Origin of the sequence: Streptomyces himalayensis subsp. himalayensis, from assembly GCF_013778455.1 — a bacterium.
Lineage (GTDB): Bacteria > Actinomycetota > Actinomycetes > Streptomycetales > Streptomycetaceae > Streptomyces > Streptomyces himalayensis.
On the sequence record NZ_JACEHE010000053.1, the window covers coordinates 24,256 to 37,841 of the forward strand.

Annotated in this window: 11 protein-coding genes; 9 read left to right on the forward strand and 2 right to left on the reverse strand. The window is 68.7% G+C overall.

Features of this window, described 5'->3' with window-relative positions; genetic code table 11:
- Positions 1–55 precede the first annotated feature (55 nt).
- From H1D24_RS39790 to H1D24_RS39805, 4 genes are all read left to right on the forward strand, one after another.
- On the forward strand, positions 56–925 hold the full coding sequence (locus H1D24_RS39790) for an ABC transporter permease (protein WP_181662650.1): 870 nt from the start codon (positions 56–58) through the stop codon (positions 923–925).
- On the forward strand, positions 898–1,728 hold the full coding sequence (locus H1D24_RS39795) for an ABC transporter ATP-binding protein (protein WP_181662651.1): 831 nt from the start codon (positions 898–900) through the stop codon (positions 1,726–1,728). Before H1D24_RS39790 ends, H1D24_RS39795 begins: the two co-directional genes overlap by 28 nt.
- A 70-nt stretch (positions 1,729–1,798) precedes the next feature.
- Positions 1,799–2,836 (forward strand): ABC transporter substrate-binding protein, encoded by a 1,038-nt coding sequence (locus H1D24_RS39800; protein ID WP_181662652.1) that lies wholly within the window; start codon positions 1,799–1,801, stop codon positions 2,834–2,836.
- A 3-nt stretch (positions 2,837–2,839) separates the two neighbouring features.
- Positions 2,840–4,048: an LLM class flavin-dependent oxidoreductase gene (locus tag H1D24_RS39805; RefSeq protein WP_181662653.1), complete on the forward strand. Its 1,209-nt coding sequence runs from the start codon at positions 2,840–2,842 to the stop codon at positions 4,046–4,048.
- Between the two features lie 250 nt (positions 4,049–4,298).
- Here H1D24_RS39805 and H1D24_RS39810 read toward each other — a convergent pair whose 3' ends face one another.
- Entirely contained in the window at positions 4,299–4,895 is a 597-nt protein-coding gene (locus tag H1D24_RS39810) for a hypothetical protein (protein WP_181662654.1), read from the reverse strand.
- Positions 4,896–5,185: 290 nt separating this feature from the next.
- Here H1D24_RS39810 and H1D24_RS39815 point away from each other — a divergent pair, with 290 nt between their 5' ends.
- The 5 genes from H1D24_RS39815 to H1D24_RS39835 are packed head-to-tail and all read left to right on the forward strand — an operon-like array spanning position 5,186 to position 12,186.
- Positions 5,186–6,472 (forward strand): ABC transporter substrate-binding protein, encoded by a 1,287-nt coding sequence (locus H1D24_RS39815; RefSeq protein WP_181662655.1) that lies wholly within the window; start codon positions 5,186–5,188, stop codon positions 6,470–6,472.
- Between the two features lie 6 nt (positions 6,473–6,478).
- A complete protein-coding gene (locus tag H1D24_RS39820) occupies positions 6,479–7,384 on the forward strand; it encodes a carbohydrate ABC transporter permease (RefSeq protein WP_181662656.1) in 906 nt (301 codons plus the stop codon).
- Complete coding sequence (locus H1D24_RS39825) at positions 7,384–8,319, forward strand: carbohydrate ABC transporter permease (RefSeq protein ID WP_181662657.1); 936 nt, start codon at positions 7,384–7,386, stop codon at positions 8,317–8,319. The genes H1D24_RS39820 and H1D24_RS39825 overlap by 1 nt, the downstream gene beginning before the upstream one ends.
- Complete coding sequence (locus tag H1D24_RS39830) at positions 8,316–10,904, forward strand: beta-galactosidase (RefSeq protein WP_181662658.1); 2,589 nt, start codon at positions 8,316–8,318, stop codon at positions 10,902–10,904. Before H1D24_RS39825 ends, H1D24_RS39830 begins: the two co-directional genes overlap by 4 nt.
- Before the next feature lie 7 nt (positions 10,905–10,911).
- On the forward strand, positions 10,912–12,186 hold the full coding sequence (locus tag H1D24_RS39835; RefSeq protein ID WP_181662659.1) for an ROK family transcriptional regulator: 1,275 nt from the start codon (positions 10,912–10,914) through the stop codon (positions 12,184–12,186).
- A 69-nt stretch (positions 12,187–12,255) separates the two neighbouring features.
- On the opposite strand, the gene H1D24_RS39840 is transcribed toward H1D24_RS39835, so the two are convergent.
- On the reverse strand, positions 12,256–13,098 hold the full coding sequence (locus tag H1D24_RS39840) for a PaaX family transcriptional regulator (RefSeq protein WP_309484618.1): 843 nt from the start codon (positions 13,096–13,098) through the stop codon (positions 12,256–12,258).
- Between the last annotated feature and the right edge of the window lie 488 nt (positions 13,099–13,586).

A 13,586-nucleotide genomic window follows, 5' to 3' on the forward strand; every position in this document is an offset into this window, starting at 1 on the left:
GCGGCCACTGGCGCGTAGCCCCCTCCGTGCCTCTTGCCCTGTCCCTGGAGCACTCATGAGTGTCAGTCATGCTCCGCCGAGGAAATCGGTGGATATTTCCCCTGTATCGCGCTTCGAACCACCCGAGTTGGAGCCGATCGTCCCCTCTTCCGCCGGCCGTGCCCGCGTCCCGCGCTGGCTGCGCCGCCCGGCCGGCCCCCTCCTCCTGCTCGTCCTGTGGCAAGTCCTCAGCAGCACAGGCGTGTTGACGTCCGGCATCCTCGCCTCGCCGGGGACCATCGCAGGCGTCGGGTGGGATCTGATCACCGACGGCTCGCTGCCGTCCGCGATGGGCGTCTCGCTGCAGCGGGTCGCGATCGGTCTGCTGCTCGGCACCGTCGTCGGTACGACGCTGGCGCTGATCTCGGGGTTGTTCCGCATCGGCGAGGACCTGGTGGACGCGAGCGTCCAGATGCTCCGTACCGTGCCGTTCGTCGGCCTCATCCCGCTGTTCATCATCTGGTTCGGCATCGGTGAGGCGCCGAAGGTCGCCATCATCACGCTGGGCGTGTCCTTCCCGCTCTATCTGAACGTGTACGCGGGCATCCGCGGCGTCGACTCCCAGCTGATCGAGGCCGGGGAGTCGCTCGGGCTGTCCCGCTGGGGCCTCGTACGGCATGTCGTCCTGCCCGGTGCGCTCCCCGGAGCGATGACCGGACTGCGCTACTCGCTGGGCATCGCCTGGCTGGCCCTCGTCTTCGCCGAGCAGATCAACGCGGACGCCGGAATCGGCTTCCTCATGGTCCAGGCACGCGACTTCCTGCGGACCGACGTGATTGTGGTCTGCCTGATCGTCTACGCCTTCCTCGGCCTCTTCGCCGACTTCGTCGTCCGCACTCTCGAAAGGCTGCTGCTGCAATGGCGACCGACGTTCACGGGCCGGTGACCCCGGGCAAGGCGGCCTCCGCCGAGGCCCTCTCCGCGAGCCCCGTCAAGGACGGCCTTCGCGACCCGGCCATCGACCCCATACGCGACCCCTACGGCGCCGTCGTGCGCGTGGAGGAGCTGACCCGCTCCTTCGGCGGCCGCGCCGTGATCGACTTCCTCGACCTGGAGATACAGCCCGGCGAGTTCGTGGCCCTGCTGGGGCGCAGCGGCTGCGGCAAGTCCACGCTCCTGAAGATTCTCGCCGGGCTCGACCGGGACATCGCCGGCACGGTTCTCGTCCCGCGGCGCAAGGCCGTCGCCTTCCAGGCACCGCGCCTGATGCCCTGGAAGAAGGTGTGGCGCAATGTGCTGCTCGGGTTGCCCGGCAAGCCCGATCGGGCCGCCGCCGAGCGGGCGTTGGAGGAGGTCGGCCTTGCACACCGGGCCGACGCCTGGCCCAAGACCCTCTCCGGGGGCGAGGCCCAGCGCGCCTCGCTGGCCCGCGCTCTGGTGCGCGAGCCCGATCTGCTGCTGCTCGACGAGCCCTTCGGCGCGCTGGACGCCCTCACCCGCATCAAGGCCCAGCGGCTCGTCGACGAACTGTGGCAGCGCCGCGGCTGCGCCGTGCTGCTGGTCACCCACGATGTCGAGGAGGCGGTACTGCTCGCCGACCGCGTCCTCGTGATGGACGAAGGCGCCATCGCGTACGAGACGCGCATCGATCTGCCCCGCCCGCGCGACATCACCGATCCGCGCTTCGCCGAGATACGCGGACAGCTTCTCGAACGCCTGGGCGTCGACGCGCCCGCATCGGCCGCCTGACCTTCCCCATCCCTCAAGCACCACACCACGTCCCCAGTACTGCTCACGTACCGAACCGAACGGAAACACCATGCGACGACGACTCGCCCCCGCCCTGCTGCTGCCCCTCGCACTGCTGCTCGCCGCCTGCTCCGGCTCGTCGTCCGCCGACACCTCCTCGGGCGGCACCGGTGACGGGACCGACGGCAAGGGATCCCTGACGCTCAACATCGGGGACCAGAAGGGCGGTTCCGAAGCCGTACTGCGTGCCGCGGGGGAGCTCGACGACCTCGACTACAAGATCAAGTGGTCGACGTTCACATCCGGCCCGCCGCTCCTCGAGGCCGTGAACGCCAAGGCCGTGGACATCGGCGGCGTGGGCAACACGCCGCCGGTCTTCGCAGCCGGGGCCGGCTCCAAGATCAAGGTCGTGGCGGCCACACACGGCACGTCCAAGGGCGAGGCCATCCTCGTGCCCAGCGACTCCCCGCTGAAGAAGACGGAGGACCTCAAGGGCAAGTCGATCGCTGTGGCGCAGGGTTCGTCCGCGCACTACCAGCTCGTCGCCTCCCTCGAAGAGGCCGGCCTGACCCTGAAGGACGTCAAGGTCAAGTATCTGCAGCCGGCCGACGCCCTCGCCGCGTTCATCAGCGGCAAGGTGGACGCCTGGGCGGTCTGGGACCCGTACACCTCGCAGGTGCTGCAGGCCAAGCAGGGCCGCATCCTCACGGACGGCGAGGGCGTGGTGAACGGCCTCGGCTTCCAGGTGGCGTCTCCCACCGCACTCGCCGACAAGAAGAAGTCCGCTGCGATAGGCGACTTCCTGGAGCGGCTGCGGCGCGCCCAGGACTGGGTCTACGAGCACCCCGAGGAGTGGGCGAAGGTCTGGGCGAAGGACACCGGGCTTCCCTACGACGTGGCGCTCGCCTCGGTGAAGCGGACCAACGGCACCCGCCTCTACGTCGCCGTCGACAAGGCGGCGATCGCCTCCGAGCAGCAGATCGCTGACACGTTCACCGAACTCAAGCTGATTCCGCGGAAGGTCACCTTCGAGGACTTCGTCGACACCCGCTACAACGGCGAACTGCCGCCGTCCACCACCGCTCCCCGCCTCTACAAGGAGTCCTGACCGATGACCGTTCATCTCCACTGGTTCCTGCCGACGGGTGGCGACGGCCGCACCCTCGTGGACCGGCACGCCTACACCGACGGCGGCATCAAGCGCTCGCGCGTCACCCCCGTGAGCGGGGTGCGCGCCCCCGACATCGACTATCTGACGCAGATCGCCAAGGCCGCCGAGCAGCTCGGCTTCGAGGCTGTGCTCACCCCGACCGGCACCTGGTGCGAGGACGCGTGGCTGACGACGGCGGCGCTGTCCCAGCACACCGACCGGCTGAAGTTCCTGGTGGCGTTCCGGCCGGGCGTCATCTCGCCAGTGCTGGCCGCCCAGATGGCGGCCACCTACCAGCGCATCACCCGTGGACGGCTCCTGCTGAACGTCGTCACGGGCGGCGACTCGACCGAGCAGCGGCGCTTCGGCGACCGTCTCGACCACGACCGCCGCTATGCCCGCACCGACGAGTTCCTGTCGGTCGTACGCGGTGTGTGGAGCGGAAAGCCGTACGACTTCGACGGCGAGCACTACACGATCGAGGGAGGACTCACCGCTCTGCCGCCCGACCCGCTGCCGGAGATCTTCTTCGGCGGTTCGTCGGCGGCGGCCGGGCCGGTCGCGGCCCGCCACAGCGACGTGTACCTGACGTGGGGCGAGCCGCCCGAGCAGGTGAAGCAGAAGATCGACTGGATCCGGGGGCTCGCCGAACAGGAGGGCCGCACGGTCCGGTTCGGCATCCGGCTGCACACGATCTCCCGCGACTCATCGGCCGACGCCTGGCTGACCGCGAACCGGCTGCTCGACGACCTCGACGCGGACACCGTCGCGGCAGCGCAACAGGCCCTCGGCCGCAGCGAGTCGGTGGGCCAGCAGCGCATGCTTGCGCTGCACGGCGGCTCCCGCGACAAGCTGGAGATCTCGCCGAACCTGTGGGCGGGCGTCGGTCTCGTACGAGGCGGCGCGGGCACCGCCCTCGTCGGCAGCCACGCCGAGGTCGCCGACCGGATCGAGGAGTACCACGCGCTCGGCATCGAGCACTTCGTCCTCTCCGGCTATCCGCACCTGGAGGAGGCGTACTGGTTCGGCGAGGGTGTGATCCCCGATTTGGCGACGCGCGGTCTGCTGCCGCGCATCCCGGCCGCCCCGCTGTCCGCGGGCCCGGCGGCGAACGGCCGCACGGGAGCGGCCCCAGGCAGGGCGCCGCTGCTGGTCGCCGGGGGGCGCTGAACCGGAGGCCCGTGCGGCGCAGCCGACCGAGGGCCGGTGCGGCTCGGCTGAACCGAGGGCCCGTGCGGCGCAGGTGAACCGAGGGCTTGGGCGGCTCGGCTGAACCGAGGGCTAGGGCGGCTTGTCGGCAGACTGCGGACATGCGGCCGGGACGAGCCGCCCGACCCCTCGCCTCACAGGAATCACGGCAGCCGCCATCGTCGCGAGGTGACCGTATGGGGCCGAGGGGCCCTGCCGATGCCGCGGCCCCTCAGAACTTGCCGGAATGCTCCTCCGTACGGTGTCCCAACTCCCTCCTGAACTCGGCGAGGAAACTGTCGCTGAGCGGTGGCCAGCCCCAGAAGTCGAACGCGAGGGCGCCCAGGGCGAAGCCCGAGCCGAACCGCCACTCGGTGACCGGGACGGAGGCTCCGCAGACGGGGCAGACCACGCTTCCCTCGCCCGTCTCCGTCCAGGCCGCTATGCCCTCCCTGAAGGGGCGCCAGGCCTCCTCGTCCGCCTCGAACTTCTCCGGGTAGTCGATGATCACCGTCTTGGCGTCGCACCGCGGGCACGTCGCGGAGGCAGCCTCGTCCTGCCCCTGCCCCCCGACGTGGTACTCACGCCCGACAAGCACCGCCACCGGCCCCGGCTGCCACCACGTCTCGGCGGAACCCTGCACCGCCCGGGCCCAGTCGCGCCCCGGCTCGTACCCCTCGTCCACCGTCGTGCTGTACACCCCCTCGCCGGACATCTCGCGTGTGATCAGTCCCTCGGAGACCAACCAGTCGACCATCCGCTCCGCGAGCGGCCCGGCTTCCTCGCCGGTCGCCTCGACGTCGACGATGCGCTCGAAGTAGTCACCCATTGCCCTTCAACTCCCCGCCTTGTCCCGGTCGTCGGAGTCAAATGTGCCAGCCCCCTCTGACAACGGGCCGGACAGTCGCCGCGCCCACAGCACCGGCTCGTGCACCAGGCGGTGCACGAACCCATCCCTTGCGGGGCTTCTGGGCGTGGCTGAGGCATTGTCAGAAATATGTACGAAACAAGGCCTTGTCGCCGACTTAAAATGAGGGTTAGTTTAACCGCCACTCGAAGCCGGGCCCGGTCCTCGGGTGACCTCCAGAGCGTGTGCACACTTCAAGGAAAGGCAGTGCCATGACGCTTGACAGAGCGGCGGTTTCGCGTCGGAGTTTTCTTGGTCTGGGAGTCGCGGCGGGCGTCATCACGCTCACGGCGTGCGGCTCCAGCAGCGGTTCGAGCGACGAGCCCCTCGTGATGACGGTGTGGGGCGGCGAGACCGACCGGAGCACGTACCAGAAGCGCATCGACCTGCTGGTGAAGAAGTACCCCGACCTGAAGGTGAAGCTCCAGCTGATCCCGTCGGACTCGTACCCGCAGAAGGTGCAGACGATGATCGCGGGCGGCAAGGGCCCGGACATCATGCAGGTCGCGGAGAACGTCAACGTCTACTCGAGCAAGAACCAGCTCCAGCCGCTGGACGACCTCGCCAAGAGCGCTGGGCTGGACCTGGAGAAGCGGTTCGGCGCGATCGGGTCGCTCTACTCGTACCAGGACAAGGTCTACGCGATACCGGACCGTTCCGGCGCGATGATCGTCTACTACAACAAGACCCTGTTCGAGTCGAAGGGCCTCGAGGCGCCGACGGCCGACTGGACGTGGGACGACACCCTCGACGCGTTCAAGGAGCTGACGAGCTCCGGCAAGACGTGGGGCTACGGGGGCGCGGGCTGGTGGCCCCAGTGGTGGAGCTTCGCGTACCAGAACGGCGGCACCATCATCGACGCGAACGGCAGGCCGGCGGTGGACAGCGACGAGGTCGTCGAGGCGTTGCAGTGGGCGGGAGACCTGCTCTTCAAGCACGGCGTGGTGCCGACGAAGGCGCAGTACGCCGACATGGGCGCGGACGTCGGCGGCGACCAGGCCTTCGCGGCCGGCAAGGTCGCGGTCAACACCACCGGGTTCTGGGCCATCAGCGGCCTTGCGAAGACCAAGTTCGAGTGGGACATCGCGCCGATGTGGCGCGGCAAGGAGCAGGCCGTGTCCTCCTTCGGCAGCGGCCTCGCCATCTCCCGTACCGCGAAGAACCCCAAGAACGCCTTCAAGGCGATCGACTTCCTCACCTCGCCGACGGCCCAGCAGCAGATCATCGCCACCGGTCAGGACGTGCCGGCCAACATCGAGGTGCAGCAGAGCGACGCGTTCCTCAAGCCGGCCTGGATGAAGACGCCGGTGGACATGAGCGTGTTCGCCGAGTCGAGCTCCTTCCTCTTCAAGGCACCGTTCATTCCCGAGTGGAACGAGATGCAGGCGGCGTTCGACACGGGACTGGCCGACTTCTGGCTCGGCAAGGAGAAGAACGCCAAGACCGCGCTCACCGCGGTCCAGAAGAACCTCGAGTCCATCATCAAGTCCGCGGGATAACCGGCGATGGCGATGTCGAAGCTGCGGCGCCGTGAGGCGCTCTGGTTCTACGTGTTCGTCTCGCCGTGGGTGATCGGGTTCCTCGTGTTCCTGCTCGGGCCGATGATCTCGTCGATCTACCTCTCGCTGACGGACTGGGACTCCTTCACCCCGCCCAAGTGGGTCGGTCTGCAGAACTACATCAAGCTGCTGACCGATGATCCCGTGTTCTGGAAGGCGCTCGGGAACACCTTTCACTACGCGGCGATCTCCGTCCCGCTCGGACTGCTGGTCGGGCTGTGGCTGGCGAACCTGCTCAACAAGCAGGTCCGTGCCCGCAAGGTGTTCCGCACGCTGATCTACCTGCCGACGCTGGTACCTTTGGTCGCCGCGGCGCTGGTCTTCCGGGTGGTGCTCGCCCCGTCGGGTCCGTTCAACGACGTGCTCGGGCTGGTCGGTATCTCCGGGCCGCAGTGGTTGCTGGACCCGACCTGGGTGAAGTACGCGCTGATCCTGCTGTCGGTGTGGGGCGCCGGCAGCGCGACCGTCCTGCTCCTCGCGGCCATGAAGGGCATTCCGCAGGAGCTGTACGAGGCGGCCGAGGTCGACGGCGCAGGACCGGTGCGGCAGTTCTGGAGCATCACGGTGCCGCATCTGACCCCGGTCATCTTCTTCAACCTGGTGATGGGGCTGATCGCGGCGTTCCAGGTCTTCTCGCAGGTGTACATCCTCACCCCCAAGGCATCCCAGCCCGGAACGTACAACGCGAGCCAGACGATGGTGCCGTTCCTGTTCGACCAGGCCTTCTCCTACTACCACATGGGTTACGCGTCGGCGATCTCGTGGCTGCTGTTCGCCGTGATCCTGGTGTTCACCCTGCTGGCCTTCCGCACCACCCGCCGCTGGGTGTTCTACGAGACCGAGGTGAAGTGATGGCGACCGTGGTATCCGCCGCCGCACCGCAGCAGGAAGGTGAAAAGCGCCAGGACGGCGAGGAGCGCACGAGCAATGCGTCCCGAACCTTGCGGGCCTTCCGGGCGACGCCGTTCACCTACGCGACGCTGATCGTCGTGTCGGCGATTCTCTCGATGCCGTTGGTGTTCGTCGTGTCGATCGCGCTGTCGAGCGACCAGACGGTGAACACCAACACGTTCACGATCTTCCCGACCGAGTTCCACTGGGAGAACTTCAGCCGGGTGTTCGGCACGGATCTGCCGATGGGCCGGTTCGTGGTGAACTCGCTGATCATCTCGGTCGGTTCGGTCATCGGCCAGATGGTGTCGAGCGGACTGGTCGGCTACGCGTTCGCGCGACTGCGGGCCCCAGGGAAGAACGCGCTGTTCCTCGTCGTCATCGCGACGATGATGATTCCGACGCAGATCACGATGATTCCGCAGTTCATCCTGTTCAAGGACCTGGGCTGGGTGAACACCTATCTGCCGCTGATCGTGCCCAACTTCTTCTCGAACGCGTTCAACGTCTTCCTTGTACGCCAGTTCGTCTCCCGCCTGCCGAATCAGCTCGACGAGGCGGCCATGGTGGACGGGCTCGGATTCTTCGGCATCTACCGGCGCATCATGCTCCCGATGCTGTGGCCCGTACTGATCGCGATCGGCATCTTCACCCTGACGTACAACTGGGGTGACTTCATGGGGCCGTTGATCTACCTCAACGACGAGTCGAAGATGCCGCTGGCGCTGGGCGTGCAGTACATCACCACCACCGGAGTGCCGGGCCAGCCGCCGCCGTGGAACCTGGTGATGGTCGGTTCGATCCTGCTCACGCTGCCGATGATCGCCGTCTACTACCTCGGCCAGCGGTACCTGTACGAAATGGACATCAGCGGCGGAAGCGCGGGGGTCAAGTGAGCCATTCGACCATCGTCAACAGCGGCATCGAGCTCGATGCCCGGGGCATCTCGATCGACGGCAGTCCACGCGTCGTGCTGTGCGCGTCGCTGTTCTACTTCCGCCTTCCGCGCGAGCAGTGGCGTGCGCGTCTCGAACAGGTACGCGCGTCGGGATACGCCTGCGTGGATGTCTATCTGCCGTGGAACTTCCACGAGTTGGCGCCCGGCCGCTGGTCCTTCGAGGGCCGGCGGGACGTCGCCGCATTCCTGGATCTCGCGCAGGAGACCGGGCTGTACGTCATCGCGCGGCCAGGCCCGTACATCTGCTCAGAGTGGGACGGCGGCGCGCTGCCGGCCTGGTTGGGCCTCGATCCCGGCCTGCGGGTCCGCCAGCACGAGCCGCGGTTCCTCGCCCAGGTCACCGCGTGGTTCGACCAGGTGCTGCCCATACTGGCCGACCGGCAGTACCCGGCGGGCGGCCCGGTCATCATGGTGCAGTTGGAGAACGAGCTGGACTTCTTCGACTGCGAGGACCGCACGGGATATCTGACCGCCCTGCGCGACCAGGCGATCCACCACGGCATCACCGTGCCCCTGATCGCCTGCGCCGGACAAGGTGATCTCGCGGGCGCCACCGGAGACGTGCCCGGCGTCGTACCGGCGTGCAACTTCTACCCGGACGACGACTCCCCGCACATCGAGGCCGAAGTACGACGCTATGCCGAGCTGTTGGCGGACCGCGGTCTGCCGCTGATGATCACCGAGACGAACCGGCGCCATCGGACGCTGCGGCGGCTGCTGGCGAGCGGCGCCTCGTTGATCGCACCGTATCTGCAGTCGTCCGGGTGGAACTTCGGGTACACGCCGTCCAGCGGGAACTGGGGCAAGCCCGGCAACTTCATGAGTCACGGCTACGACTTCGGCGGGTACGTCTCGTCAACCGGTGCCGAACGGCCGGAGTACACCCAGGCGCAGGTGCTCGCGCGCGTGATCGGCGCGTTGGGATCGCGGCTGGCGCTCGCGACGTCGGCCGTGCCTCGCGTGGAGGTGACCGCCGACTTCCCGACAAGCTCGTCACCGTCGGCTCTGGACCTCTCTGAAGGCGGACAGCTGATTGCCGTACCGAATCTCGGCACGGCACCCGGTCGGGCGGTCGTGAACGGCGTATCGGTTGCCGTCGCACCGGACTCATGTCCGCTGATGCTGGTGGACGTACCGCTGCGGTCCTGGGGCCTTGACGCTTCCGACGCCACGCTGACCCTGGCGTCAGCGGATCTGGTGGCGGCGACGGACGGCGCGCTGGCGTTCTCCTCCGACGTGCCGGTCACCGTTGTCCTCGGTGGGACCCAGGTCGAGATCCCGGCGCCGGCGGCCGGCGCACCCGAGCGCACGGTCGTCGAGGGACTGACGCTTGTCGTGCTGGCGCCGTCGGATGCCGGGCGCCTCCGGTCCCTGGGACGCGACGGAACGGTGCGTTTGGCCGACGCGCCCCGCCGGCAGGGCACGACGCCGCCGACCGCCGTACGGTCGGTTCGGCGGCGGTCGTTCGCCGCTCCCGAGAATCCGGCCGGCATCCACGAGTTGCCGCCCACGCTGGAGTCGCTCGGCGTGTATCGGGGGCGCGGAACCTACCGGACCACGGTGGGTCTGACGGGCGTCGACGAACTGCTTCTCGTCGGCGCGGCGGACATCGTCGACCTGTCGATCGGGGGTCGAGTGTGTCCGACGATCGCCGGATTCGGTGCGGCACAACGGATTGACGTCCAGGATGTGACGGGCAGCGTCGGAATCGAGGCCCTCGTGGAGATCTGGGGTCACGCGAACTTCGACGACGCGCGCCTGCCCGCACTCCGCCTGGGCGCGCTTCGCGGACTCGGCACGCTGTGGACGGTCCGGGACGTGAGGGACCTGTCGGCCCTGTGGACGGTGCACGGCCAGTGGGCGGGCGTACCGGCGCCCACACGGGAACTCGGCGGCTGGAGCAGCACCCGCGTCGGCATACCACTCACCTACACGCGCGACGTCCCGTCGAAAACCGTATCGGCGCTGCACCTGCGGGGTGTGGTCCAGCCGGTGCGCGTGACCGTCGACGACGGTGAGCCGAGCACCGTCCACGCCGAGGATCCCTGGGTCCTGCTGCCCGCCGGCACCCATCAGGTCTCGATCACGATGCCGCACCACCCCAGTGGCGGCGGCCTTCGCGCCGAACTGCTCAGTCTTGAGCCGGTGACGGGCTGGTCGTGCGGCGCCCAGGACGACGACCTGCTGACCGGGTTCGCCGCCGGGGTCGGCCCCACGGAGAGCATCCGGCTACCGCTGGCTCTGAAACCGGGTGAGGAGGCGTGGCTCGACGTCGACCTGCCGCCATCGGACGACGGCTTTCTGGTACGGCTGGACGGATCGGGGATCCGCGCGACCGGCTGGGCCGCCGGGGAGTGCCTGGGCCGCATCTGGGTCGGCGACCGACCGGCCTTCTCGGGCGGAGACCCGGACGTGCTCTGGGTTCCGGCGGGATGGACCGGGTTGACCCTGCTGATCAGGGGAATCGAGGGGCAGGGCGCGCCGGAGCTCCGTACGCTACGGCTGGAGTCGCCGAACGGTTGAGGGGGAAATGGTGGCGCGGCGCACGGCCCGTGATCTTCGGAACGAGAACCGCTTCGAGGTGCTGCACGCGCTGTTCGAACTCGGGCCGTCCACCCGCCAGGAACTCGCCCGGCACACCGGGCTCAGCTCGGCGACCGTGGCGACACTGGTCACCGAGTTCCTGTCCGAGGGCGTGCTGCACATCGCCACCGTGGAGCGGAACACCGGGGGACGGCCGCAGGAGCGGCTCACCATCGACCCCGATCGCGGCCGCATCGTCGGCGTCGACGTCGCCGAGACCTATGTCGACGCCACGGTGTACGACCTCGCGCTCGGCGCCCTCGGCCACGGCGAGGTCGCGCTCGACGAGCACGAGAACGGTCAGGCCTACGTGGTCGACGGGATCGTCCGCGCGATCGAGTCGGCCGTCGAGGCCAGCGGAACCGAGCACGAGCGCATCATCGGCGTCGGTGTCAGCATGCCGGGCCACGTCCATCCCGACGCCGGCGTCTCGGTCTTCGCGCCGAACTGGGACTGGCACGACGTCCACATCGAGGAAATGCTGGAGAAGAGCCTCCAGATCTCCGTGTACGTCGACAATCCGCTCAAGGCCGTCATCCTGTCGGAGATGTGGTTCGGAGTCGGGCGCGTCGTCGACAGCATGGCCGTCGTCAACCTCGGCACCGGCGTCGGCGCCGGCATCGCCATCGACGGTTCGCTGATCCGCGGCGCTACCAACAACGCCGGCGAATGGGGCCACACGCTCCTGAAGTTGGACGGCCGACAGTGCCGCTGCGGTCGGCGTGGTTGCGTCGAGGCGTATCTCGGTGTTCACGGCCTGGAGATGACGCTCGCCGAGATCCACCCGGAGCATCCGGCGCTCCGGCAGCCGCGGCAACGTGACTTCGTCGAGGCGGTCGCCGACGGCCTCACCGCGGGCGATCCGGCACTGATGGACCTCGCCCGCCGCACCTCGCACTATCTCGCCGCGGCCCTCGGCGACCTTGTCAATCTGCTCAACGTCCCCACCGTCACCCTCACCGGCTGGACCTCCAACGCGCTGTCCGAATGGCTCGTACCCGCCGTGCGTGACGAACTGCCCGACCACGTGATGCCCGGTTCACTGCCCGACCTCGCAGTCGAGGCATCCCAGGTCCCCGGCAACGCCGTGGCCCTCGGCATGGCGGCCTTCACGCTGGAGCAGTTCCTCATTCGACTCGGCCTGGCCAGTCCTGCCAGAACCCGGCCACAGGCGGACCCGGATCGGGCCTCGATCAGTCAAGGCACGGGCACATCTAGCTGACGCGGCACTTGGTCTCCGTACAGGGCACTCCCCGACGCAGGAAACGCAGGACCCCTCCGCGGGAGATCGCTACCGCGCCGGGGCGGTCTCCAGCAGTTCGCGGGCCCTTCGCCGCGCAGGTGCCGCGGTCTGTTCGGCGACGCGACGGAAGGTCTCCTGAGCGGGGCGGGCCGGCCAGGCGGGGGGAAGGTGCCGGGCGGGAAGCCTGGGGTCCGTACGGATGGTCCAGAGCCATTCGCTGACCAGCCGCAGCCGGGTCCCGATCGGGTCGTCTCCGGATCCCGCGCCGAGGTGGGCGGTCCAGCGCTTGTCGAAGGTGACGTAACGCGCGGCAATGCTTTCCAGGTCCCAGGTGTCGCGGATCATCAGCTCGATGTCGGTGGCCTGGTCGGCCTGGGCGTGGAAGATCTTGACGTGGTCGGCCAGACCGAGTTCCGAGACGACGGCGGAGACGTCGACGTTTCCGGGGGCGATCCACAGCCCGCTGTAGAGCGCGCCGAATCCGGACCAGGTCAGCCGTGAGCGCAGGTCGTGGCGCTGGCGCTTCCAGGAGTCGGGAAGGGAGAAGCCCAGCAGCGTCCAGGAGCCGTCCCAGTCGTCGTTGACGGCACCCTGCTTCCAGATGCGGGTGCGGCCGTCCTCCAGGACGCGCGTCGCCTGCGGGGTCAGGCCGAAGTACATCTTGCGGCCCTCTCGTTGGCGCCGCAGCATGCCCCGGTTGACCATGCGGGTCAGCGTGGAGCGTACGGCCTGTTCACCGACCCCGACCCGGCCGAGAACGTCGATGATGCTGCCCGAGTAGACGCACAGGTCTCCTTCGTCCAGAACGTGGTTGCCGAAGAAGGCGAGCATGAGCGACTGCGGGCGCAGCTGCGGGCCCTCCGAGGTGTCCAGGATGTCGTCGTCCTCCACGGTGGTAAGCCTACGGCCGCCCACCGACAGTGCGGCGGGCGGTCGTACGGCGTCACTGGCCGTCGGCGGGGTGGGCAAGGTCGTAGGGGCGCAGGCAGGGGGTGGGGCGGTAGGGGACGTAGCGGGCGGGGGTCGAGGGATCGGCCGCCGCGGCACGGGAGTTGAGGGCTCCGGGTCGGTGCCGTGCCGGCTGCCGGTGGTGAGGCGGTCCGCGTTGCGCTCGGCGATGGCGGTGGTGACCAGTCCGAGGGCCGCCGCGCAGGCGGTACGACGAGCGATACGAGTGCGGGCGCCGGTCAGCGGCCGGTCGGCGGCCTCGACCACGGGGTCGGCCTTCGACGTCGACTTCGAGGCGTCATGCGGAGATCTCCTCCGTATGGGGAGCGGTGGGGCGTTCGGCGGTGTCGGCGAGGGACGTCCGGTTGGTCTCGCGCACGAACCAGACGGTCAGCGCGGTGATGAGGGAGCCGCCGCACACCAGCAGGGCG